The sequence below is a fragment of the Natrinema sp. LN54 genome, assembly GCF_052439245.1.
Classification (GTDB): Archaea; Halobacteriota; Halobacteria; order Halobacteriales; family Natrialbaceae; genus Natrinema; species Natrinema versiforme_A.
This window is the reverse complement of record NZ_JBQVRP010000006.1, coordinates 49,509-71,315: the sequence shown is the minus strand read 5'-3', so window position 1 is coordinate 71,315 and position 21,807 is coordinate 49,509. Positions and strand designations below refer to the sequence as shown.

The window sequence follows — 21,807 nt, the reverse complement described above, 5'->3', positions numbered from 1 at the left end:
CTCACGCGTCGACGGCGATCGGTCCCTCGAGTTCGAACGCGAGTCCCTCGCGGTCGGCCCGTTCGGCACAGGCCGCCAGCGCGGGGCGGACTTTCTCGGGGTCGGCGATGTCGTCGACGGTGACGGTGACCGTCCCGACACCGAGGAACGAACCGGCGCGCACGTAGCCGCGGATGCGGTCCACTTCCTCCTGCGTGGCCAGCGAGCAGTCCTCGTCGAAACAGGCCTCGACGGTCAGTTCGGCGGGGACCAACCCTTCCGCGGTCAGTTCGCCCTTGAAATCGCGGAGGTACTCCGGCGACGTCGACTCGAGCGCGTCGGCCTCGAGGGCGACGGGGGTGGCGTCTGCGGGCTGACAGCGGTCGATCGCGCGGGCATGGGATGACGTCGTACTCATTGCCAGTGCATACATGGATTGCATACAAAAAGGTTGGTGAATACGCAGTAGTAATACACTCGAGCCGATATGGCGCCGCCGCGAGAGGCGGCCGATCCACCGATCGGGAACGTCCTGGTTTCGCGACAGTTTCGAATAGAGTTAAGGATGCCCCGGGAAAGTTACAGGTATGGACGAGTGTCCACGGTGTGGGGGAGCCATCGAAGAACTCTCGCTCGGTGACGTGTCGACGGTGACGTGTTCCCGCTGTGGGTACGCCGACGTGCCCGTCGAACATCTGCCCGCCGGCGAGGAACCGGAATCCTGGCGAGACGCGTTCAACCGTTTTTACAAGGAGTGAGCCGGCCGCGACGGCTCGAGCCACGGCGGTCGATTCGAGTCGATCCGTGACTCGAGTCGTCACTCGTCGAGACGTGAGTGGCAAAAGAACGCAAACCGCACCGCCGACGGATTACTCGTTTGCGGCCGCCGCTTCCGCTTCGTCGTCCTCGGCGTCGTGGTCGACATCCTCGTCGGAGCGGGCCGCGACGAGGCCACCGCGTGCGACGCTGTAGAGCGGTTCGTTCGCGTGGGTTACGCCGCTGATCGAGAACGGAATGTTCGCGTCCTCGAGGTGGTCACGGAACAGCGCCTCGAAGCCGCTGGGGCTCGAGGTGCCGCCGGTGACGACGACGGGCACGTCCAGACCCTCTTCGACGTCTTCCTCGTCGACCTCTTTGACGATGTTCTCGATGACGTAGTCCAGCAGGTTCTCGTAATAGATCGAGAGCGCGCCTTCGACGCCGCCGACGTCGGTCGTGAAGTCGAGTTCGAAGTCGTCCTCCTTGATCGAGGTGACCTTGTCGACGGGCGTACCCGTCGCGCGGGCGGCCTGCTCGTCGACCCAGTCGCCACCGCGGGCGACGGAGAACTTCATGACGGGGACCGCGTAGTAGGAGAGACAGACGTTCGTCATCCCGGCACCGAAACTGATCCCCAGTCCGGTGAAGTTGTTGTCCGCGAGTTCGCTGTAGATGACGGACATCCCCTCGTTGATCGGTTCGGAGTCGTATCCCATGTCGTCGAGGAACGACTCGATCGTCTTCTGGTGGTACAGCGTCGAGAGATCCGAGTCGATCGGATCCGCCGGGGACGAGAAGTAGAGCTTCTCGTCGGGATAGGCGGGCTCGCCGACGACCTGCTCGATGATGAGCTTCATCATCGGGATCGCGCTCTGCTCGTCGTTCGAGAGGATCCCGTGTTTCATCGGGCGGCGGGTCTCCTTGTTGAAGATGTTCGCGAAGTTCAGGGCGTCGTCGCCGACGACGTAGACCTTGTCGTCCTTCCGAATGTGGAGCACTTCGCTTCGCGAGAGCATCTGCTCGGCCATATCCGAGTACTCGATCTCGACGAATGAGTTACGCTGTTGCACGAAAACCGTATCGTTCCCATCCTGTTGTGCTGACAGGATGTTCATCGTTCCAACGTCCAGGCCTTTGGCCATGTGTGGGCAAGGCCACCGACGGATTATAAATCTATGTGCGCCACTTTCGGAACTGATACTACGGCACAATCGGCTATTACTTTCTCCCCCCGTATTTTAATTCCTTTTTACGAGGTCACGGAACCGTTCGAGCAGCCCCGAAAACGGTTTCGTCACGGTGTCGACGGCACCGCCGTCGTCGTCGGCCGTCGCCAACTCTTCCGCGCGCTGCTGTTCGCGCAGCTCTTTGAGCTTCGCCGTCTGGTCGTCGACCGTCGATTGCGAGGTCGTCTCCTTCGTTTCGCCGCCTTTCAGCCCCTTGAGACCGTTGACCTGTGCGTCGACCCCCGACGAGCGGGTCGTCGTGGTCCCGGCGTCGGTGTCGATGCTGACGTCGTCGAGATCGTCGCTCGAGAAGTTCAGGCGTTTGTGCTCGGTCTTCTCGACGCCGCCCCACGAGAGTTCGACGCCGTCCATCGCGTCGTCGATGTCCTGTTGAATCTCCTCGTCGGTGAGTTCGGGATCGTCGTCGGCGTCGTCCGCCTCGGTCGCGACGACATCGGCCTGCTGGGCCATGTCGAGGTAGTGAGCGATGAGCGCCGCGCCCGTCGAGGCGGTGATGCCGGCGAGTCCGACGGCGTAGGTCGCGATGACTTCGACGGTGTAGTCGTTGCCGTAGCCGTTCCAGTTGTCCGGATAGGCGACGAGGAAGCCGACGATCGCACCGATCGTGACGGCGACGCCGGCGATCGACGTGTACAGCATTCGCCGTTCCGAGGGAAGGAGCACGACGATCCCGAGCATCGTCACGGGTAGTGCCATCATCGCGAGCGCGTACGCGGGACCGACCCACGCGAAGTAGCCCCCGGATCGCGCCTCGAACGTATTGCCCCACAGAAAGAGCAAGAGCCCGATGATTGCCAGTCCGATCCCGCCCAGAAAGAGTCCGAACCCGACGTAGACGTCGGTCCGGTCCTCCGGTTCACCGATGTATCGACGATAGAGGTCGAAGAGATAGCCGTCTGCGGCCTGTTCCGCTGCCATTAGCACCTCGTTTACACTCCAGTACTATGACTGTTGGGACGGGAAACGAACCGGGGACCGATCGTCGCGACCGGCGTGACCGGTTCCGATTGCGAAAGCGGCCCGCCTCGAGACCGTCCGTCGACTGCGTCGACGCGCTCGGGACGAGACCTGCTGGCCGACTGCGCGGCCTCGCCGCGAACGCCACGGCCGACGCTCGCTCGAAGACGACCGCCGTTTCGAGGACGACGGGAAATCGGGCGTCTCGAGACAGCGTGCAGTATATACGTCCGTGGTCGTTAGAACGGTCAATGAGTCAGGAGTCGGAATACACCGAGGGGGACCTCCGGAACACCGGAATGCAGTTGAAACACGATCGCGAGTGGGATTACGAACTCGAGACGATCGTCGACGCGATCGAGGAGCGGGACGCGACGAAAGTCGGACTGCAGTTCCCCGAAGGGTTAAAGCGCCGCGGACCGGCCGTCGCGGACGACCTCCGGGCGCTGGCCGACGACGACGTGACGTTCATGCTCTCGGGACAGCCCTGCTACGGTGCCTGCGATCTCGATACCTATCTGATGAAACGCACCGACGTGTTCGTTCACTTCGGCCACTCGCCGATGAAGGACACGGACAAGGTGATCTACGTGCCGCTGTTCTCGAACGTCGAGGTCGAGCCGATCATGGAAGAGTCCCTCGAGACCCTCGAGCCGCCGGAAGAGACGGAGGGCGTCGGGCTCGTCACCACGGCCCAGCACATGAACCGCTACGACGAGATGAAGGCGTTCTTAGAGGAGCGGGGCTACGAGGTCCAGAGCCGCCGCGGCGACGAGCGACTGACCCACGAGGGACAGGTGCTCGGCTGCAACTACGCGAGCGCGGACGTGCCCGCGGATCAGGTGCTCTACGTCGGCGGCGGGAAGTTCCATCCGCTCGGGCTGGCGATGGAACACCCCGACAAGCACGTCGTCATCGCGGACCCGGTCAACAACGTCGTCACCGTCGCGGACACGGACAAGTTCATGAAACAGCGCTACGGTGCCATCCACCGCGCGATGGACGCCGAGAAGTGGGGCGTCATCTTCTGTACCAAGATCGGGCAGGGCCGCTGGGAAATGGCCCAAGAGATCCTCGAGGACAACGATAACGCCTACCTCATCACGATGGACGAAGTGACGCCGGACCGCCTGCGAAACTTCGATATGGACGCGTTCGTCAACACCGGCTGCCCGCGGATCACGACCGACGACGGGCCGCAGTTCCACAAGCCGATGCTCACGCCCGGCGAGTACCGGATCGCCGTCGGCGACGAGCCGCTCGACAGTCTCTCGTTCGATACGTTCCACGGGACGTGGTAGGTGGCGGAACCGCTGGTTGATCACGCGCCGATTTCCTCGTTTTCGACCGATCGAATTCGTTCCGGAACCGATGAGCGTCACTGGTCGAGAAGTCTCGGACTCGGTTGTATATTCGACAGACGGATCGAAATAGGACACTACGATCATCGGAAAATTAGTATATATAGTTGAATATCGCTCTAAAGAAGGGTAATACTACACTGATTCCAAAGTGGTTTGGAGCAGTTCTTTTGGACGCTAGTCCCCGACCAGTAGTTGATGAGTAACTCAGATCCGAGCGGATCCGCGGTCGCCGCCCGCGACGACTATTTCGCCGCCCTCGCCGACGCCCGCCGCCGAACCGTCCTCCGTCTCGTCCACGAACGATCGCCGCAGGGGATCGAGAAAGACGATCTTGCGTTCCGGCTCGCGGCGGTAACATCGGATAAACAGCTCGCGTCGGTCACCGACGACGACCACCAGCGAGCGCTCGTCGACCTCCACCACCGACTGGTGCCCCGCTTGACGGACGCCGGCCTCCTCGAGGAGACCGACGGCGACCTGATCCGGACCGCCGACCACCGGGCGTTCGACGAGCCCGGATTCGAGGCGGCCGTCTCGGGTCACCGGACCGACGACGCTGAGGAACTCGACGCCGTCTTCGAGGCGCTCGCCGATAGCCGCCGGCGGACCGTCCTCGCCGTCCTCAGCGATCAGTATCACCCGATCGCGACCGAGACGCTCGCCCGCGATGTCGCGGCGCGCGAAGACGACGTGACCGAGCGCGAGGTCTCGGGGGAACGCGTCGACGAGGTACTGGCCTCCCTCGTCCACGTTCACCTGCCGCTGTTGAGCGACGCCACGCTCGTCGGCTACGATGACGACGCGGACCGCGTCTCCTACGAGGGCCACCCCGCCGTCCGCGCCGAGTGGATCCAGCCCGCTGACGGCGCGCCGGCGACGACCGGCGATGCCGGCACCGACGCAGTCGCGGACAGCACGGCCGGGACGGATGTCCGCACGCTCGACGGCCGGGACACGATCATCGCGACCGGCCAGTCCCTCTGCGAGCGAGCGGAGGACGAACTCTTCCTGATGTTCACGACGACGGGGCTGCTCGAGGAAGGCTGTTTCCGCCGGATCGAGGACGCGGTCGATCGCGGCGTCGACGTCTATCTCGGCTCGCGCGACCCGCGTGTCCGCGATCTCGTCCGCGAGCGCGTGCCCGAGGTCGTCCTCTGGGAGCCCCAACTCGACTGGCTTAACCTGCCGCCCGAGGGCGAGTCGGTCGGCCGACTGGTGTTCGCTGACCGCGATGCGGTCATGCTGGGGACGCTCGGGCAGCCGCTGCCGGGCGACGGCGAGTACGCCGAGACCGCGATTTTGGGCGAGGGACCACACAACGGGCTCGTCGTCCTCATGCGCCAGATGCTCGGCTCGCGGCTCGACGGCCCCGACGCCCAGAGCGCGGATCGCCGCTCGCAGTTCCCGCTATAATACCGTGGCCACACGTCCGCTCACAGCGCCGGTCGCTCTTCTCTCGGACTGACTCTCGTTTCGCGACACGCATCGGCACGTCGACCCGTCAACAGAGACGACAACATTTACCCAGTCGGTCCTCGCACCCTCGAGTATGACCCAAAGCGACTGGGGAGACTGGCTCGTTCGCGACGTCGAGGACGCCGATCCGGACGGGGTCGCGGTCTGGTATCTCGGCTGTAACGGCTTTATCGTCAAAGGCCGCGAGGGAACGACGATTTTCATCGATCCGTACGTCGGACTCGGGAGCCCGCCCCGGACGATTCGCATGATTCCCGTGCCGTTCGATCCGGACGACGTCGAGGCGGCCGACGCCGTGCTCGCGACCCACGAACACACCGACCACGTTCACGGCCCGAGTCAGGCACCGATTCTCGCGAACACGGGCGCGACCTTCTACGCGCCCGACGATAGCCTCGCGGTCGCCCGCGAGGACGAGAACTGGACCGACGAGTGGGACGTAACTGACGACCAACTGACCGAAGTCACCGAGGGCGAGACGCTCGAGGTCGGCGAGTTCACGGTCCACGTCGAGGCGGCGAACGATTCCGACGCGACCCACCCCGTGAGCTACGTGCTCGAGCACGACGCCGGAACCTTCTTCCACGGCGGCGATACGAAGCCGTGCGACGAGTTCGAGCGGATCGGCGACGAGTTCGAGATCGATCTCGCAGCGCTCGCGTTCGGAACCGTCGGGCAGATCCCCGACAAACAGACCCGTGAACCGAAGCGGACTCGCTGGTACAACGACGAGAACCAGATCGTCGAGTGCGCCGCGGCCCTCGAGTGCGAGCGACTCCTGCCGAGCCACTGGGACATGTGGAAGGGGCTCACCGCCGATCCGACGGCGCTTCACCACCACGCGAACAGCTTCGAGTATCCGCGCCGACTCGAGATCCGCGAGATCGGCGATCGCGTCGATCTGTAGAACCTATCTACAGACAGATATGAGTCCGTCCGCACAATTTATAGTAATGGTATGGTAACGTTGGTTCCATATGAGTAGCACCGCCGACACGGACGACGTGATAGAGGTCAGTTCAGACGGGATAGCCGTCCGAAAGACGTTCGCAGCGGACGAGTTTCCCGTCCCCGCGATCCGATTCCAGATCGAGTCCGATCGCGACGAGCCGGTCACGTTTCAGCTTTCAGAGGAGATCCCCGAATCGTTCCCGATGGACAAGGTGGGGTTCCATCCGGACTATCACAGCGACGACTGGACGGCGTTTCAGGACAACCACGTCGAGTTCACCGCGACGCTCGAGCCCGGCGACCGACTCGAGACGGTCTACGGGATCCAGATCGACGACGAGAGCCGGGCCGCGGCGTTCCTCTCCGAGCCGACGATCGTCGAACGCAACGCGACCGACGACGGCGCGGCGGACGCCGACGAGGTCGACGACGAGGTCATCGGTAACATCGTCTCCGAGGACCGGAATCAGGCCGTCAAGGACATGATCTCCGGCGAATCGGACACCGTCCCCGGGCTCGAGGACGACGAGGACGACGCCGATTCGGCGACGGACGCGAGCGGTACCACGGCCGCGGGGACCGACGGGGAATCCACCGACGAGACGGCGGACGAATCGGACGGCCTCGACCTCGATCTCGGCGATGTCGATCCGGACCCGGTCGATGTCGAGACGGATGCGGACGACGGCGACGCGGCGGACACGCCGGATATCGATCTCGGATTCGAAGAGGAAGAGATTCCGGAACCGGAGGACGACACTGACGACGGCGACGCCGACGAGTCCGTCGAACTCGATCTCGGGACTGAAACCGACGAGTCCGACGACACGCCCTCGGACGAGACGGCCGACGAACCCGACGCCGCCGACGAGCCCGAAATCGAACTCGATCTCGAGGAGGCGGCCGCTGCCGCCGATGAGGACGCGGCCGACGAATCGACCGCGGAACCGGACGCCGTCGACGACCTCGAGACGGCTACGGCGGAACCGGACGACGAGGGATCGACCGACGCGACGGACGACCCCGAGTCGACCGAACCGGTCGCCGAAACCGAGTCGGATTCCGACGAGGCCGACGAGACCACACCCGACGACACGGACGACGCGGCGGCAGACGAAGCGGACGAGTCCGCGCTCGAGGAAGACGAGGCCGTCGACGAGGAGGCCGTCCTCGACGACGAACCGGACGCGGCCGACGGCGACGCCGAAACCGACGCCGAGTCCGCGGCTACCGAAGCCGACACGGATGCGACGACGGACGAATCGCTCGAGGCGACGGCCGACACCGAGTCCGAACCCTCGGTCGACGAGGACGCGGCGGCCGCTGCGGCACCGAATCCCGATCCCGATTTCGGCGGATCGATCGCCGCCCGTCTCGCGACCGAAATCCGCGACGGAACGGTCGACGACGACGATCTCGAGACCATTCAGGCGGAACTCGACCTCGAGACTTCGGGTCCGGACATCGCCAAAGTCGAGCACCTCCAGAGCCGCGTCGAGGAGGTCGCGGCCTACACGGATGCCCTCGAGACGTTCCTCGAGGAGAACGGCACCGGCGCGCAACTCATCGAGGAGCTCCAGACCGATATCGACGCCCTCGAGGACGACCTCGCGTCGATGGACGACCGACTCGAGGGGACCGAGACCACGGTCGACGATATCGAAGGCGACGTCGCCGACCTCACCGACTGGAACGGCGACCTCGAGACCGATCTGCGTGCGGTCGGCGACGACGTCGACGAACTCGAATCGGATGTCGGCGAACTCGCCGACGATATCGACTCGGTCGACGACGACGTCGAAACGGTTGCGGACGACCTCGACGCCGTCGAGGACACCGTCGACACGGTCGAGAACGATCTCGAACGCGTCGGGGAAGACGTCGAATCCGTCGAGGAAGAGGTCGAGACTGTCGAAGACGAGCTCGAGACGGTCGAAGACGAACTCGAGGCCGTGCGAGAAGACGTGACCGATATTCAGGAGTGGCGCGACCAGCTCGGCTCGATGTTCTCGGACTGACTCGGTTCGCGAATCTCGGCCCCAGGGCTCGCGACTCTTCCGGAAACACAACTCGTTTATCCGTCGCCGATGGAGAATCGATCGATGGGCGAGACGATACCGATCGCTGTTCCACGCAAGGGGCGACCCCTCGAGTCGGTTCTCGACCGGCTCGCGGATCGCCTCGATGTCCCCGATCTCGCGGACGACATTACGTCGACGCTCCGCCACGAAAAGGCACTCACGAAGGGGTCGATCGATCCCGACGAGGAGGACGTCTACCATCGTCTCGCCGACTACAGCGCCGTGGACGATCCGACCGAACCCGAATACACGCTGTTGCGGGACGACCGCGCCGGGAAGCCCCGCCGGATCGTCTTCGACAGCGTCACGATCCCGCTGACGAATATCGAGGGTGCACCCGACGACGCGGCGATCCAACTCGTCGGCCGCGAGGAGCCGTTCCGTTCCCTTCGGACCCACGAGTTCGCGCTCGGGTTCGACAGCGCCGATCTGGTCCTCGAGGAAGTCGTCGAACTCCGGCCGGAGCCGCTCAACCGGATCGCCGACGTAAACGCCCGGATCAATCCCTCCGATACCGACGTGCAGGTCGTCACCGGCCTCGGCGATACGGTCTACCACACGCTGTTAGCCTCGCCCGAGGTCGCTCCGTCGTCGGGGACGCTCGACCGGGACTTCCTCGAGGCCTACGAGGGGCCGCTCTGCATCGAACCCAGATACGAACGGCTCGTGCAGGCAGTACTCGGCACGCGGACGCTCGACGGCGTCGACTTTCGCTACCCCGACGAGGACCGCGAGGAGGAGGCGGCCATCGCCGACGCGGGGCTCGGCGTCTATCTGACCGTCACCGGCTCGACCGCTCGCGATCACGGTCTCCTGCTCGGCGAACAGCTCTTTCCGAGCGAGACCGTGTTGCTCGAGAACACGGCCGAAACCACCGAGACGGTCGATCTCGTTCGCTCCCTGTTGAACGGGGGCGACCTCGAGACGGAACTCGCCGTCGAGCCGTAACCAGCGTTCCTGCGGATCGTCAATGCCGCTTTCTGCCGGTCGCTCCGTCGAACTGACCGAAGAGAGAGTCTGCGATAGCCGAAGTCGGTACTGCCGGTCCACCTCGCCGTACTGCTCCGTCGTCGGTTGAGAATCCACGGTCTCACCCCTGCTACGGTCGTGACTGGAGAACGTTCCGCTTCCGGGGACTCACTTCGCTATCGATGTCGACACCGATGCAGCGGGCGGTTCCTTCGACGGTGTCGACGACCGATCGCGTTCACCGTTCGGGGGCGAAGTTGATATAGTGGTATGAGATTTATCTGTACTGTCTCGAGCGCGTCGGTTACGGATAATTGTAGTAAATATCTACAGCAACGTGCGTCGAACGGCCGAAATCGCCCGTCTGCAGCCCCAACCGTGACTCGGGTCGCCGACAGTGAGAACCAGCGGGACTGATTCCCCTACTCGGTGATAGCGTAGATGTTCTCGAGGTAGGTCTCGCGAACGCGGTCGCCCCAGTTGTGGGTATAGGTATCGATCACGTCGCCGGCGACGTCGCCGCGGAGGTACTGAACGATCCCCCGGTCGCCGGTCCGATCCCGCAGGTGCGTGGTGAAGAAGTGCCGGAAGTAGTGGGGGGTGACGTTCTCTTGGGTCCCGCCACCGGTCCGGTACCAGCCGTAGTCACGAGCGTGCTTTTCGACGATATAGCGGACATCAGACGGCTCGATCCGCTCGCCCCACGAGTCTCTGGTATCGAGAAAGAGCGGCCGTGCCGGCGAGATCGCGTCGGGACGGATCGCCAGCCACTCGAGCAGCGCCCGCTGGAGTTCGGCGTCGACGGGGACGACCGTATCCCGCTTTCGCTTGTTCGAGGCCGTCCTCTCCTCGCCGTTGACGGCCGTTCCGCGGGCCGGCTCGGACGAAACGAACAGTGACGACGGTCGGCGTTCGAGCCCGACGCGCGGAGACCACTCGCAGTCGAGTTCCGCCTGCACGGACTCGAGATGGAGATCCCGCAGATCGAGGTTACACAGCTCTCCGACGCGCATTCCCGTCTTCAGGAGCGTGACGATGACGGCCCGCTCGAGGGGATGGTCGATCGAACCGAGGAACGACCGCATTTCGCCGACGGAGAGATCCCGTCTCGTCGGGTTGGTGTCGATCGATTCGGACATCTCCTCCATGACGAGCGCCATCGGGTTGGCATCGAAGACGCCGACGCGGGTCATGTAGTCGTAGAATCGGTTGAGATAGGACGCGTAGCTCGCGATCGTACTCGACTCGAACTCGCCGCGCAGCGAGTGAATCCAGGCCATACACTCCCGTCGCTCGGCCGCACCGACCGCGTCCGCGTCGAAGCGCTCGCGGACGAAGGCCTCGAACTGCCGGAGCACCCGTTCGTAGGCCTCGAGCGTGCGGTCGCTCTTGCCGTGATAGCGCTGGTCGTCGAGGAAGTACTCGATGGGGTCGGTCACGTCCTCCGGGGTGTCGGTCCCGGATTCAGTCGCCATCGCCACCACCGTCGATCGTCGTGTACCCGCCGTGGCGACCGCTGTATCGAATCCGGTTTGCCGACTGGAGATCCTCGAGCGTCTCGTCTAATCGCGACTCGATGTCGTCCGAGACCGCCTCGAGGAGTTCCTCCCACGAATACGTGTCAGACGAGAGTAAATTGAGGACCTGTGTTTCGAGGCCGCTACCCCCAGGGTCTGGGTCGGTAGAATCGGGTTCCGCTGAGCCGGATTCGAACCCCTTTCGCCCCGCCTGCACCATCGTTCGAACGAACTCGCTCTGGCTCATGTTGAGCTCGTCGGCGTGGGATTGCCACTCCGATTTCTGGTAGGCCGGGACGTACGTTTTGACAGCGGTCCGAGAGGTGTCCGCCGAATCGCTCATACGCCATCCATCAGACGCGGTGATCTTCAATCTACCCATTATTCGAGCTAAGTGAGTTTATCTTATCATATAGTTCCCTTCTGGTAGCAGATGTAGTCCTATAGTCGAAGATATTCTCTTATAGAAGTGCCACAGTGTGAGATATAGATATTGGCCACGTGGTGATATGGTTCGGGATAATAAGTAGGACAGTCGCGTCGAAGCATCGAAACGCCACCCCGAATTCAGCTACGACGCGTGACCGGTCACTGTCACTCGACGTAGTCGATCCGCTCCTCGAGCGACCTGAAGAGCCCAACTCGAGTCCGAAACTCGTCGTATATTCAGTCTCGAAACGGAGTCGACTCGTCGAACGAGTCGGCCGGTAGCAAGAATCGTCTCGAGTCCATTGCACGGCGAACTCCGCGAACCAGCTAGTGGTCTGCAACTCAACTAATCGAACGGCCCTCATTGAACCGAGCTGTGAGAAACGAATCTCGCTCGAGCCAGAGTCGAGTCACACGCCGTAGCAGTCACGAGGGAACGGACCGCCAGTTCGAGGAGGCCCGATCCGGATTACGATCAGTCGCGGTCGAGGCCGCCACTGCGTTCGTCCGATCGAACGCACCCGCTTGCGAACGGCTCCACCGCGACCGATCGTGAGTCGTCGTCTCCCTTTCTGGACCGGCGATTCGTTCATGTACTACAATCTGAACCGTCCGACCGCTCGCATGAGTCACTGCGTGGCCCGGTCTTCACGCCTCCATCTCGCGAGTCGAGACGCGACTGTCTCCGACTCGAGTAGGCCACACCTTCGTTCCACACTGCTATCACTCGTTGATCCGCCCTCGAGTCGATTTCAGAACACTACACACTGCGTCTGCGACGACTCTCTCGCTTGAGAAACTCTCGTTCGGCCCGGGTAACTGTCGACCGCCTCGATCGGCTTAGAACGGCGCTGTGGCGTTTTTCGATAGATCGGCCAGTGGGGACTCGCTCTGACTGCTCCTTGCCTTTGGAACGGTTCTCGAGTCGATATCGGACATAGAACGGGCTATATTCACGTCTCCGTGAGCACGGTCAGTTTCTTCAATGGGATTAGCACTGTCCGCGTTTGAACTCGTATATCCTATGACGCTATACAGAGTGAATGCGGAGTGCTGGTAGCGAAGTTGACCGAACGACCCACGATTCAACGGTCGTCGGTCTCGTCGGCCGACGGCTCCTCGTCCGCCGATTCGGTCGCGTCCCGGAACCACTGCCCGACCGTCCGCTCGCGCTGACGTGCCCGGAGACGGTCCTGTAACCGCTCCTCGATGATGGCCTGCATCTCGAGTCCCCGCTTTTCGTCCACGTCGTAGGCGATGGCGGCCCGCCCGAGGAGCGACGCGGAGCTTGCGGTGTCGGCCGTCACGCTGGCGAGTCGGCGTCGGCGCTGGAAGATCGTCGCCTGATGGATGACGGCCTGTACCCGGTAGTAGGGGACGACTTTGGTCGTCCGTCGCCAGAAGCCCGTGCGGGTGAGGAAGTATCGGTCACCGATTCGGTACCCTCGGTTCGACCACTTCAGGTGAGCAGCGACCGGGACGAGGACGGCGAGCACGGCGAGGACGTACCACTGCCGGACGACCGCCGTATACCGCGCCAGCACGTACGCACCGCCGACGATAGCGGCGACGACGAGCGAATACCGGACCGCGTACCGCTCGCGCGCCCGTCGCGGCGGGGACTCGAGGTCGATCGGGCCGAACGGTTCGATCGCCCGCGCGAGTTCGGCCACGCGATCGGCGTCGGCGAGCGGAATCGCGGACTCCGTCCCGCGGGAGTCGGACTGTCCGGGCGCGTAGCCGGCCGTCTCGACGCTCAGCGCGGCGTAGCCGAACCACCGGAACGGGATCGACTCCGAGACGGTGAGCGTCTGAACCTTCTCGAGCGGGATCGTCCCGCTGTAGCGCTGGAGGAGCCCGCGTTCGTAGTAGAGTTCGTCGCCGACGCGGGTGAGTCGGAAGCCGTAATACCGGGTGAAGGTAAGCGCCGCGCTGATGACCCACGCGGCGAGCAAGAAGAGGACGAGTCCCCACGCGAGCGTGAGCAATCCCGATTCCGGACCCGGGAGCCCCGCGATGCGGTCGGTCGGGAGCAACGTCGCGGGATCGAAGCCGCTGGCGAACGAGAGCGCGATCCCGCCCAGGAGACTCGCCCCGGGATCGATGGTGAAGATACTCAGGATCGCGAGTTCGTGCGGCCGAATCTCGAATAGGAGTTCCTCGTCGTCGTCGATTTCCCGTTCGCTCTCGGTCGCCTGCGCTCCCGTTTCGGTGGGACTCGAGTCGGTCGCGTCGGCGGTTTCGGCGCTCGCGCCGCGCCGGAGTCGTCGCCTGAGCCGGTGGGCCTCGTCCTCGGCGACGTACTGCAGGCTGACCTCGGTCTGGCCACCGCCCGCGGTCTCGATGTGGACGGCGGCGATGCCGAGAACGCGACCGATCACGTTCTGTCTGATATCGACGTTCTGGATCCGTCCGACGGGGAGTTCACGGTCCCTGCGAGCGAACACCCCGGAGGTGACATCGAACGTGTCGTCGGAGAGTTCGTACCGGAACCGTCGGTAGTACGCGAACTCGTAGATGATCCCCGTGACGATGCCGATCGCGACGAGCGCGCCGACCGACAGCAGATCGGTCCCGTTCCCGCCCGGTGAGACGACAATGCCGACGACGAAGAACAGGAAGCCGGTGTTGAGGCTCCGCGAGAGCGATCGGACGGCGACCGACGCCGGATGGAGCGACCTCATACGGCGTCCTCACCCGCGCTCTCGATCGCGAGTCGGCGGAGCGATTCCTGTACTTCCTCGGCGCGAGCCGGCGTCAGCCCGGGGATTGCGACGTCCGAACTCCGTGAACCGGCCGTGTAGACCACAACGGTCGCGAGACCCGTGGTTCGCTCGAGCGGCGACCGCCGGGAGTCGACGTGTTGGACGCGGACGTAGGGGGCGACGGTCTTGACTCGGGTGAAGACGCCGCGTTCGATGTAGAGGTCGTCGTCTCGGAGTTCGAACCGCCAGACGCCGTAGCGTCGCCACGCCACGAGCACGCGCAGAACGGCGAGGACGACGGCGATCGCGACGGCGGCGGGCACGAGGTTCGACGGCGCGCTGTCCCAGAAATCGGTCCGCGTGAGGGCGATCGCCGCGCCCACGAGGAGGCCACCGAAAATCGCGGCTCGAACGATCGCGAGGGCGATCCAGACGACTCGCACTCGCGGAGTGAGCCGTTCCATACCTATCGTGCGGGCACTACCCGATTAAAGGGTGGGAAAGCGGCGGTGGTTCTCACGACGTGAAAGGCACGCTGGCCGCGGGTAATCGACGGACTCGCCCGCAGCGAGGGGACACGCCGTCGTCCGAGGAAGTTCGGATCGCCACGACACAGACGAGTCTCTCGAGCCATCGCTCACGGATGGAATACGAGAGAAGCGAGTCGCGATTCGAGAGGGTTACTGCGTCGCCGTTCGGACGTCCCCAACGCGATAGAGGTCCTCCTGTAGTCCGTCTCCCTCGCAGTCCTCGTTCGGACACTCGTAGTGCCAGCCGTCTTCCGTCGCAGTGCCCTCCTGGAATCGCTCCCCGCATACCTGACAGAGGAGTTGTCCGTTTTTACACGTATCCCGATGTAACTCGAGGGCGAGTTCGGTCTGGAACGACTGGTTGCAGTTGCGACAGGTGTGCATATTTCGTCTGACGCGAGCCTCCGCCAAAACTGCTTGGGTTCTTTTATTACATCGAATTGTGCCCTGATTCGGCTCCACTGCGCCGATTTGGTCGATCCGGTCCGGGAAAAAAGAACGACAGAATCGGCAGTTTACTCGTGCTCGAGTATTCCGCTTGCTGTCAGATCACACGGATCATGCCGTATGGGAACAACCATCTCATCGTTGTATCAGAACCTCGAGTGATCGTGAGAAAGACGGCGAGGAACGACGGTCCGCGAGCAGTCGACTCGATCGAGCGGTATGCGGTGAGCGATGAACGGTACGGAGAACAGGAGACGATGAAAGCGGGCGAGCGGTGACCGGGAGACGGCTCCCGGTTCAGTCGTCCTGCCCGAGGATGCCGCGCTCGGCCATCTTCCGGGGATCGAGCACCTCGTCGGCCTCGTCCTCGTCGAGGTAGCCCTTCTCGAGGACGACTTCGCGAACGGTCTTGTCCTCCTTGAGGGCGGCCTTGGCGACCTCGCTGGCCTTGTCGTAGCCGATGTGGACGTTCAGCGAGGTGGCCATCGCCATCGACTGTTCGACGCGCTCCTCGCAGTACTCCTCGTTGGCCTCGAGTTTCCGGACGAACCGCTCTCCGAAGACCTGGCTCGCGTTCGAAATGAGTTCTGCCGACTCGAGGAAGTTGTGGGCGAGCACGGGCTTGTAGAGGTTCAGGTCGATCTGGCCCTCCGCGGCGCCGGCGGAAACGGCGGCGTCGTTGCCGACGACCTGCTTGTGGACCTGATTGACGGCCTCGGCGACGACGGGGTTGATCTTGCCGGGCATGATAGAGGAGCCGGGCTGGTTCTCGGGCTGTTCGATCTCACCGAGTCCGTTGCGCGGGCCGGACGCGAGCAGTCGGAGGTCGTTGGCGATCTTGTTCAGCGAGCCGGCGACGGTCCGAAGCGCGCCGTGGGCCTCGCTCATCGCGTCGTGGGCGGCCTGGGCTTCGAAGTGGTTGTCGGCCTCGCGGAACTGGACGCCGGTCTCCTTCGTGATGTACTCCGCGGCGCGGCCGGGGAACTCCTCGTGGGTATTGAGGCCGGTCCCGGTCGCGGTGCCGCCGAGGGCCAGTTCGCCGAGGTGGTCCCGGACCTGGTCGACGCGGGCCAGTCCCTTCTCGACCTGTGTGCGATACCCGCCGAACTCCTGACCCAGCGTGACCGGCGTCGCGTCCTGCAGGTGGGTGCGGCCGGTCTTGATGACGTCGTCGAACTCCTCCTCTTTCTCCTCTAAGGCCTCGCGGAGGGTGTCGAGTGCCGGGATGACGTCCTTTTCGACGGCCTCGAGCGAGGCGACGTGCATCGCGGTCGGGATGACATCGTTGCTCGACTGGCCGTAGTTGACGTGGTCGTTGGGGTGGACGACGCGGTCGCCGATTTCGCTGCCCATGAGTTCGGCGGCGCGGTTGGCGATGACCTCGTTCGCGTTCATGTTCGAGGACGTCCCCGAGCCGGTCTGGAAGATGTCGACCGGGAACTGGTCGTCGTGTTCGCCGGCGATGACCTCGTCGGCGGCCTCGATGATCGCCTCGGCGACGTCGTCGTCGATCAGGCCGAGATCGCGGTTGGCCTGTGCGGCGGCCTTCTTGACGACGCCGAGCCCGCGGACGAACCGACGGCTGAACGTGATTCCCGAAATGGGGAAGTTCTGGATCGCGCGCTGGGTCTGTGCGCCCCAGTAGGCGTCCGCGGGAACCTGCATTTCGCCGAGGCTGTCGCGTTCGACTCTGTAATCCTCGCTCATGTGCGGTGCGTTGACGGTCGGGTGCGTAAAATCCACCGGTCTGGTTCTGTGTCCCGATTCGGGACCCCGCGTAACCGTCCCGACGTGCACCGTGTCGGGATCTCAGTGGGCATCCGGCCAACTCCTATCAAATTAAACCATTCACTCAGAACATAATTAATTTTGGAAACTATTAAGTGGGACCCAGACAATCTATCATGTGTGATTCGCAGTGACTGACGCTAACAAGGTACCACGGAGAACGGTGCTGAAAGGGGCAGGTGCAGCTGGACTCGCCGGACTCGCAGGATGTACGGGCGGTGGGGGCAGCGATACGCTCGAGGTCCTCCACGGATGGACCGGCGGCGACGGCGCCGAAGCCGCCGACGCGCTCTTCTCGGCGTTCGAGGACGAGCACTCGGATATCGACTACAACGAGAACCCGATCGGTGGCGGTGGAAACACGACGCTCGACCAGACGGTCTCCAACCGCCTCCAGGGCGGCGACCCGCCGAGTTCGTTCGCCGGCTGGCCGGGTGCGAACTTGGAGCAGTACGGTGACGCCGTCGGCGACATCGAGTCGGAGGTCTGGGACGAGGCCGGTCTGAAGGACACCCACGTCGAGGAAGCGGTCGAACTCTGCCAGCACAACGGCGGTTTCTCGGCGGTCCCGCTCGGCTCCCACCGTCTGAACGACCTCTTCTACAACGTCGAGGTCCTCGAGAGCGCCGGCGTCGATCCGGAGTCGATCGACAGCGCCGACGCCTTCATCGACGCGCTCGACGCCGTCGAATCGGAGACCGACGCGACGCCGTTCGGGTTCTCGCTCGCGACGTGGTGTATCCTCCAGACGTGGGCGCAGACGATGCTCGGCGAACACGGCTACGAGGCCTACACGAACTTCATCGAGGGCAACGGCGACGAGAGCGCCGTCCGCGACACTTTCGAGAAGCTCGAGCAGCTCCTCGGCTACATCAACAACGACGCGGCCTCCGTCGACTTCACCGAAGTCAATCAGGACCTCATGGGCGGCAACGTCGCGTTCGTCCACCAGGGCAACTGGGCCGCCGGCGCGTACATCGCGGATGACAGGGATCTCACGTACGGCGAAGATTGGGATGCGATCCGGTACCCCGGTACGGAGGATTACTACACCCTCCACATCGACTCGTTCATCTACCCGAGCGACAATCCGACGCCCGACGACACCGCGACCTGGTTACAGTTCGTCGGCTCCGAAACGGCGCAAGTCGCGTACAACCAGTACAAGGGGTCGATCCCGACGATACCGGACGCGGCTACCGACGAGTTCAACCCTTACCTCACGGAGACGATCGAGGACTTCAATAACGTCTCGGAGAAGCCGCCGACGCTCGCACACGGCCTCGCCGTTGACACGAGCACGCAGGCCGACCTCGAGGAGGTCCTCAACAACAACTTCGCGGACCCCTACGACGTCGACGGTGCGACGAGCGGGTTCATGGACGCCATCTAACTCGTTTCAAGACTATGAAACGTTTTTTCGAATTACTGCGTAGCGTTCGGCGTAAGCGACGCGTCAGGACGGACGGGGGGACCGCCGAGGAGCGCTCGACGCTCCGCCGCTGGCTCGACAGCGATATCGTGCAGTCGTCGCCGTTCTGGCTGCCGCCGTTCCTGTTGATGGGCTTTTTCGTCTACGCCGCGATCGGCTGGAACCTCCTGCTCTCGCTGACGGAGTACTCGGGATTCGGAGATCCGGACTACGGCAATCTGAGTCTCCAGAACTACTGGGCGATGTTGGACGATCCGGGGATGTGGGCGGCGACGTGGAACACGTTCGTTCTACTCATCGGATTTACGATCGTCTGTCTGATCGTCGGTCTCCTGTTAGCGCTGCTGCTCGACCGTGAGATTCGGTTCGGCAGGTCGTTTCGGACGATCTACCTCCTCCCGTTCGCCCTCTCGTTCATCGTCACGGCGCAGTTCTGGCGGTGGATGTACAACGTGAACAACGGCATCATCAACCAATTCATCGGGCTCTTCGGTCTCGGACCCTACAACTGGCTGGGGAGTCCCAACCTCGTGTTAGGGGCGGTGATCTTCGCGCTCGTCTGGCAGTTCAGCGGGTACACGATGATTATCTACCTCGCCGCGCTCCGGTCGATTCCGAACGACCAGTACGAGGCCGCACGAGTCGACGGTGCGAGCACGGTTCGGATGTATTGGCGCGTGATCGTTCCGCAGTTGCGGCCGGCGACGGTCAGCGCGTCCGTCGTCCTCGTGCTGTTCGCGCTGAAGGCCTTCGACTTCCTGTACGCGACCTTCGACGGCTACCGACCCCGCCGCGGGGCCGACATCCTGGCGACCAAAATGGTCCGCGAGTCGTTCGGCCGATCCGAGTGGGCGTACGGGTCGTCGATCGCGATCATGCTGTTCGCGGTGTCGCTGGCGGTCATCGCGCCGTATCTGTACAACCAATACAAGCGAGGGAACCTATGAGCGAAAAGACAGTTACTACCGAGGAGGCGACGGCGACGGAGCACGCGACCAGCGGGATTTCGATTAGCCGCGTGGGACTGTACGCGACGCTGATCGGTCTCGTCGGGTTCTACCTGATCCCGATCGAATCCGGACTCGTGACGTCGATCAAAACGTCGACCGCACTCCAAGAGACCTTCCCGTTCCTTCCGCCCCTCTCTGCGAGCGGGATTACGGTCGAGAAGTGGCAGGTCGCGTTCGATTTCCTCGCACCCGGGATGGTGAACAGCATGCTGTTCACCATCCCCTCGACGATCCTGTGTGCGATCCTCGGCAGCATGGCCGCCTACGGGCTGACGCTCGTCGACTGGCGCGGTCAGATGGCCGTGCTGGCGCTGTTCATCGCGGGCATTTTCGTCCCGTACCAGGCGGTGATCGTTCCGCTCTTCCAATTCTGGAGCCAGTACATGCAACTGGGTACGCGGCTCTCGTTCCTGTGGGGCCTCCCGCTGCTCGAGCCACACTACGCGACGATCCTCGAACTGATCATCACGCACACGGCCTACGGGATTCCGATCGTGACGCTGCTGTTCCGGTCGCAGTACAAGACAATGTCCGAGGAGATGATCGAGGCAGCGAGGCTCGACGGCGCGTCGGTCTGGCGGGTCTACCGACGGATCGTCCTGCCGCTGTCGATACCGATGTTCGCGGTCGTGTTCATCTTCCAGTTCACCCAGATCTGGAACGAGTTCCTGTTCTCGCTGACGATCATCGGGAGCACCAACAACCCGGCCGCGTCCGCGACACTCATTCTGTCCGGGCTCGGCCAGTCGATGGAGGGAACGGACTACCCGCTCCGAATGGCGGGCGCGTTCATCACGGCGCTCCCGACCCTGCTCGTCTACGTGCTGTTCGCCGACAAGTTCGCGGAGGGGGTACAGACATGACCGACCGACAACAGACGGTACCGAATCGGAGGATTTGACGATGGCAGAAACTCAACTCGACGACGTACGAAAAGTATTCACGGAAGACGACGGCAACGAGATCGTTGCCGTCAACGACGTATCGATCGACATCGATGACGGGGAGTTCCTCGTTCTCGTCGGCCCCTCGGGCTGTGGCAAGTCGACGACGCTGCGGATGATCGCGGGCCTCGAGACGATTTCGGACGGCGATATTCGTCTCGACGACCGGGTGATCAACGACCTGCCGGCGAAAGAACGGAACATCGCGATGGTGTTTCAGTCCTACGCCCTGTACCCGCACATGACCGTTCGGGAGAACATGGCGTTCGGACTCGAGGAGTCCACCGACCTCCCGGACGACGAAATCGCCGCGCGAGTCGAAGAGACCGCCGAAATGATGGGGATCGATCCCCTGCTGGACCGGAAGCCCGAGGAGCTCTCGGGCGGCCAGCAACAGCGGGTCGCGCTCGGTCGCGCGATCGTCCGAGAGCCGGACGTGTTCCTGATGGACGAGCCGCTGTCGAACCTCGACGCCAAGCTCCGCGCACAGATGCGGACCGAGCTCCAGCAACTACAGGACCAACTCGAGACGACGACGGTCTACGTCACCCACGATCAGACGGAAGCGATGACCATGGGCGACCGGATCGCCATCCTCAACGACGGCGAACTGCAGCAGGTCGGCACGCCGCTCGAGTGCTACCACGAACCCGCGAACGTGTTCGTCGCGGACTTCATCGGCGAACCGGCGATGAACTTCTTCGACGTGGCGCGCCGCGACGCGGACGGCGACGGGGCCGTCCTCGTCGACGAGAACCTCGAGTACACCGTCTCGAACGACATCGCGACGGCGGTCGGCGATCGAGACGAACTCGTCCTCGGCGTGCGTCCGGAAGACATCAACATCGAACGCAGCGAGGGTGACCAACGGCGGGCGAACGGCCACACCGTCCCCGCGACGGTCACCGTGGTCGAACCGACCGGCGACGAGAACATCGTCTATCTCGCACTCGATGACGACGAGAACGAGACGCTCATCGCGACGGTCGACGGCATGACCCGGATCGACGCCGGCGAACGCGTGATCGTTCACATTCCCGAGGACGCGATTCACGTCTTCGATGCGAAAACCAACGAGGCACTCCACAACCGCCGCGTCGAGAGCAACGAGCCGCGAATGCCGAACGTCTGATCGGCGAGGTCGGGACCGGGTCCCACGGTTGTCGGACGGTTCGCAGTACTGTTCTTCGTCCGTCGCGAGTTTCGGTCGGCTGCGTCCCGT

The 21,807-nt window shown here is 63.5% G+C and carries 19 protein-coding genes; 10 read left to right on the top strand and 9 right to left on the bottom strand.

Going from position 1 to position 21,807, the window contains the following annotated elements:
* Position 1: 1 nt before the first annotated feature.
* Positions 2–397 (bottom strand): hypothetical protein, encoded by a 396-nt coding sequence (locus ACT4ML_RS17425; RefSeq protein ID WP_444722006.1) that lies wholly within the window; start codon positions 395–397, stop codon positions 2–4.
* A gap of 169 nt (positions 398–566) precedes the next feature.
* Here ACT4ML_RS17425 and ACT4ML_RS17420 point away from each other — a divergent pair, with 169 nt between their 5' ends.
* On the top strand, positions 567–737 hold the full coding sequence (locus tag ACT4ML_RS17420; RefSeq protein ID WP_006430077.1) for a zinc finger domain-containing protein: 171 nt from the start codon (positions 567–569) through the stop codon (positions 735–737).
* 111 nt (positions 738–848) lie between these two features.
* Here ACT4ML_RS17420 and ACT4ML_RS17415 read toward each other — a convergent pair whose 3' ends face one another.
* Both ACT4ML_RS17415 and ACT4ML_RS17410 read right to left on the bottom strand, forming a co-directional pair.
* Positions 849–1,880: a hypothetical protein gene (locus tag ACT4ML_RS17415; RefSeq protein WP_444722005.1), complete on the bottom strand. Its 1,032-nt coding sequence runs from the start codon at positions 1,878–1,880 to the stop codon at positions 849–851.
* Positions 1,881–1,976: 96 nt separating this feature from the next.
* Positions 1,977–2,903: a DUF7139 domain-containing protein gene (locus ACT4ML_RS17410; protein WP_444722004.1), complete on the bottom strand. Its 927-nt coding sequence runs from the start codon at positions 2,901–2,903 to the stop codon at positions 1,977–1,979.
* Between the two features lie 290 nt (positions 2,904–3,193).
* On the opposite strand from ACT4ML_RS17410, the gene dph2 reads away from it, so the two are divergent.
* The 5 genes from dph2 (at position 3,194) to ACT4ML_RS17385 (ending at position 9,762) form a co-directional block, all read left to right on the top strand.
* Entirely contained in the window at positions 3,194–4,243 is a 1,050-nt protein-coding gene (dph2, locus tag ACT4ML_RS17405; protein WP_444722003.1) for a diphthamide biosynthesis enzyme Dph2, read from the top strand.
* A 258-nt stretch (positions 4,244–4,501) separates the two neighbouring features.
* A complete protein-coding gene (locus tag ACT4ML_RS17400) occupies positions 4,502–5,719 on the top strand; it encodes a DUF7344 domain-containing protein (protein ID WP_444722002.1) in 1,218 nt (405 codons plus the stop codon).
* A gap of 136 nt (positions 5,720–5,855) precedes the next feature.
* A complete protein-coding gene (locus tag ACT4ML_RS17395) occupies positions 5,856–6,689 on the top strand; it encodes an MBL fold metallo-hydrolase (RefSeq protein ID WP_444722001.1) in 834 nt (277 codons plus the stop codon).
* A gap of 70 nt (positions 6,690–6,759) precedes the next feature.
* Positions 6,760–8,751, top strand: coding sequence for an AAA family ATPase (locus ACT4ML_RS17390; protein ID WP_444722000.1), 1,992 nt, complete (start codon positions 6,760–6,762; stop codon positions 8,749–8,751).
* A gap of 84 nt (positions 8,752–8,835) precedes the next feature.
* On the top strand, positions 8,836–9,762 hold the full coding sequence (locus ACT4ML_RS17385) for a hypothetical protein (protein ID WP_444721999.1): 927 nt from the start codon (positions 8,836–8,838) through the stop codon (positions 9,760–9,762).
* 443 nt (positions 9,763–10,205) lie between these two features.
* On the opposite strand, the gene ACT4ML_RS17380 is transcribed toward ACT4ML_RS17385, so the two are convergent.
* The 6 genes from ACT4ML_RS17380 to ACT4ML_RS17355 form a co-directional block, all read right to left on the bottom strand.
* A complete protein-coding gene (locus ACT4ML_RS17380; protein ID WP_444721998.1) occupies positions 10,206–11,258 on the bottom strand; it encodes a tyrosine-type recombinase/integrase in 1,053 nt (350 codons plus the stop codon).
* Positions 11,248–11,643 (bottom strand): DUF5805 domain-containing protein, encoded by a 396-nt coding sequence (locus ACT4ML_RS17375; protein ID WP_444721997.1) that lies wholly within the window; start codon positions 11,641–11,643, stop codon positions 11,248–11,250. The genes ACT4ML_RS17380 and ACT4ML_RS17375 overlap by 11 nt, the downstream gene beginning before the upstream one ends.
* Positions 11,644–12,814: 1,171 nt before the next feature.
* Positions 12,815–14,413 (bottom strand): PH domain-containing protein, encoded by a 1,599-nt coding sequence (locus ACT4ML_RS17370; protein WP_444721996.1) that lies wholly within the window; start codon positions 14,411–14,413, stop codon positions 12,815–12,817.
* On the bottom strand, positions 14,410–14,898 hold the full coding sequence (locus tag ACT4ML_RS17365; RefSeq protein ID WP_444721995.1) for a PH domain-containing protein: 489 nt from the start codon (positions 14,896–14,898) through the stop codon (positions 14,410–14,412). Before ACT4ML_RS17365 ends, ACT4ML_RS17370 begins: the two co-directional genes overlap by 4 nt.
* Positions 14,899–15,114: 216 nt before the next feature.
* Complete coding sequence (locus ACT4ML_RS17360) at positions 15,115–15,348, bottom strand: HVO_2901 family zinc finger protein (protein ID WP_138245260.1); 234 nt, start codon at positions 15,346–15,348, stop codon at positions 15,115–15,117.
* A 360-nt stretch (positions 15,349–15,708) separates the two neighbouring features.
* On the bottom strand, positions 15,709–17,118 hold the full coding sequence (locus ACT4ML_RS17355; RefSeq protein WP_444721994.1) for a class II fumarate hydratase: 1,410 nt from the start codon (positions 17,116–17,118) through the stop codon (positions 15,709–15,711).
* A gap of 211 nt (positions 17,119–17,329) precedes the next feature.
* Between ACT4ML_RS17355 and ACT4ML_RS17350 the strand changes: the two genes are divergently transcribed.
* From ACT4ML_RS17350 to ACT4ML_RS17335, 4 genes are read left to right on the top strand one after another with little or no spacing between them, the layout of a single operon-like run.
* Entirely contained in the window at positions 17,330–18,592 is a 1,263-nt protein-coding gene (locus ACT4ML_RS17350) for an ABC transporter substrate-binding protein (RefSeq protein WP_444721993.1), read from the top strand.
* Between the two features lie 14 nt (positions 18,593–18,606).
* Entirely contained in the window at positions 18,607–19,578 is a 972-nt protein-coding gene (locus ACT4ML_RS17345; protein ID WP_444721992.1) for a carbohydrate ABC transporter permease, read from the top strand.
* Positions 19,575–20,504: a carbohydrate ABC transporter permease gene (locus tag ACT4ML_RS17340; protein WP_444721991.1), complete on the top strand. Its 930-nt coding sequence runs from the start codon at positions 19,575–19,577 to the stop codon at positions 20,502–20,504. The genes ACT4ML_RS17345 and ACT4ML_RS17340 overlap by 4 nt, the downstream gene beginning before the upstream one ends.
* Positions 20,505–20,544: 40 nt before the next feature.
* Positions 20,545–21,717, top strand: a complete 1,173-nt coding sequence (locus ACT4ML_RS17335) for an ABC transporter ATP-binding protein (RefSeq protein WP_444721990.1) — start codon at positions 20,545–20,547, stop codon at positions 21,715–21,717.
* The last annotated feature ends 90 nt before the right edge of the window (positions 21,718–21,807 follow it).

What these genes read in the sequence shown, in the direction of transcription:
- ACT4ML_RS17425 (WP_444722006.1), bottom strand. Translation starts at nt 397, where the DNA reads ATGAGTACGACGTCATCCCATGCCCGCGCGATCGACCGCTGTCAGCCC.
- ACT4ML_RS17420 (WP_006430077.1), top strand. Translation starts at nt 567, where the DNA reads ATGGACGAGTGTCCACGGTGTGGGGGAGCCATCGAAGAACTCTCGCTC.
- ACT4ML_RS17415 (WP_444722005.1), bottom strand. Translation starts at nt 1,880, where the DNA reads ATGGCCAAAGGCCTGGACGTTGGAACGATGAACATCCTGTCAGCACAA.
- ACT4ML_RS17410 (WP_444722004.1), bottom strand. Translation starts at nt 2,903, where the DNA reads ATGGCAGCGGAACAGGCCGCAGACGGCTATCTCTTCGACCTCTATCGT.
- dph2 (WP_444722003.1), top strand. Translation starts at nt 3,194, where the DNA reads ATGAGTCAGGAGTCGGAATACACCGAGGGGGACCTCCGGAACACCGGA.
- ACT4ML_RS17400 (WP_444722002.1), top strand. Translation starts at nt 4,502, where the DNA reads ATGAGTAACTCAGATCCGAGCGGATCCGCGGTCGCCGCCCGCGACGAC.
- ACT4ML_RS17395 (WP_444722001.1), top strand. Translation starts at nt 5,856, where the DNA reads ATGACCCAAAGCGACTGGGGAGACTGGCTCGTTCGCGACGTCGAGGAC.
- ACT4ML_RS17390 (WP_444722000.1), top strand. Translation starts at nt 6,760, where the DNA reads ATGAGTAGCACCGCCGACACGGACGACGTGATAGAGGTCAGTTCAGAC.
- ACT4ML_RS17385 (WP_444721999.1), top strand. Translation starts at nt 8,836, where the DNA reads ATGGGCGAGACGATACCGATCGCTGTTCCACGCAAGGGGCGACCCCTC.
- ACT4ML_RS17380 (WP_444721998.1), bottom strand. Translation starts at nt 11,258, where the DNA reads ATGGCGACTGAATCCGGGACCGACACCCCGGAGGACGTGACCGACCCC.
- ACT4ML_RS17375 (WP_444721997.1), bottom strand. Translation starts at nt 11,643, where the DNA reads ATGAGCGATTCGGCGGACACCTCTCGGACCGCTGTCAAAACGTACGTC.
- ACT4ML_RS17370 (WP_444721996.1), bottom strand. Translation starts at nt 14,413, where the DNA reads ATGAGGTCGCTCCATCCGGCGTCGGTCGCCGTCCGATCGCTCTCGCGG.
- ACT4ML_RS17365 (WP_444721995.1), bottom strand. Translation starts at nt 14,898, where the DNA reads ATGGAACGGCTCACTCCGCGAGTGCGAGTCGTCTGGATCGCCCTCGCG.
- ACT4ML_RS17360 (WP_138245260.1), bottom strand. Translation starts at nt 15,348, where the DNA reads ATGCACACCTGTCGCAACTGCAACCAGTCGTTCCAGACCGAACTCGCC.
- ACT4ML_RS17355 (WP_444721994.1), bottom strand. Translation starts at nt 17,118, where the DNA reads ATGAGCGAGGATTACAGAGTCGAACGCGACAGCCTCGGCGAAATGCAG.
- ACT4ML_RS17345 (WP_444721992.1), top strand. Translation starts at nt 18,607, where the DNA reads ATGAAACGTTTTTTCGAATTACTGCGTAGCGTTCGGCGTAAGCGACGC.
- ACT4ML_RS17340 (WP_444721991.1), top strand. Translation starts at nt 19,575, where the DNA reads ATGAGCGAAAAGACAGTTACTACCGAGGAGGCGACGGCGACGGAGCAC.
- ACT4ML_RS17335 (WP_444721990.1), top strand. Translation starts at nt 20,545, where the DNA reads ATGGCAGAAACTCAACTCGACGACGTACGAAAAGTATTCACGGAAGAC.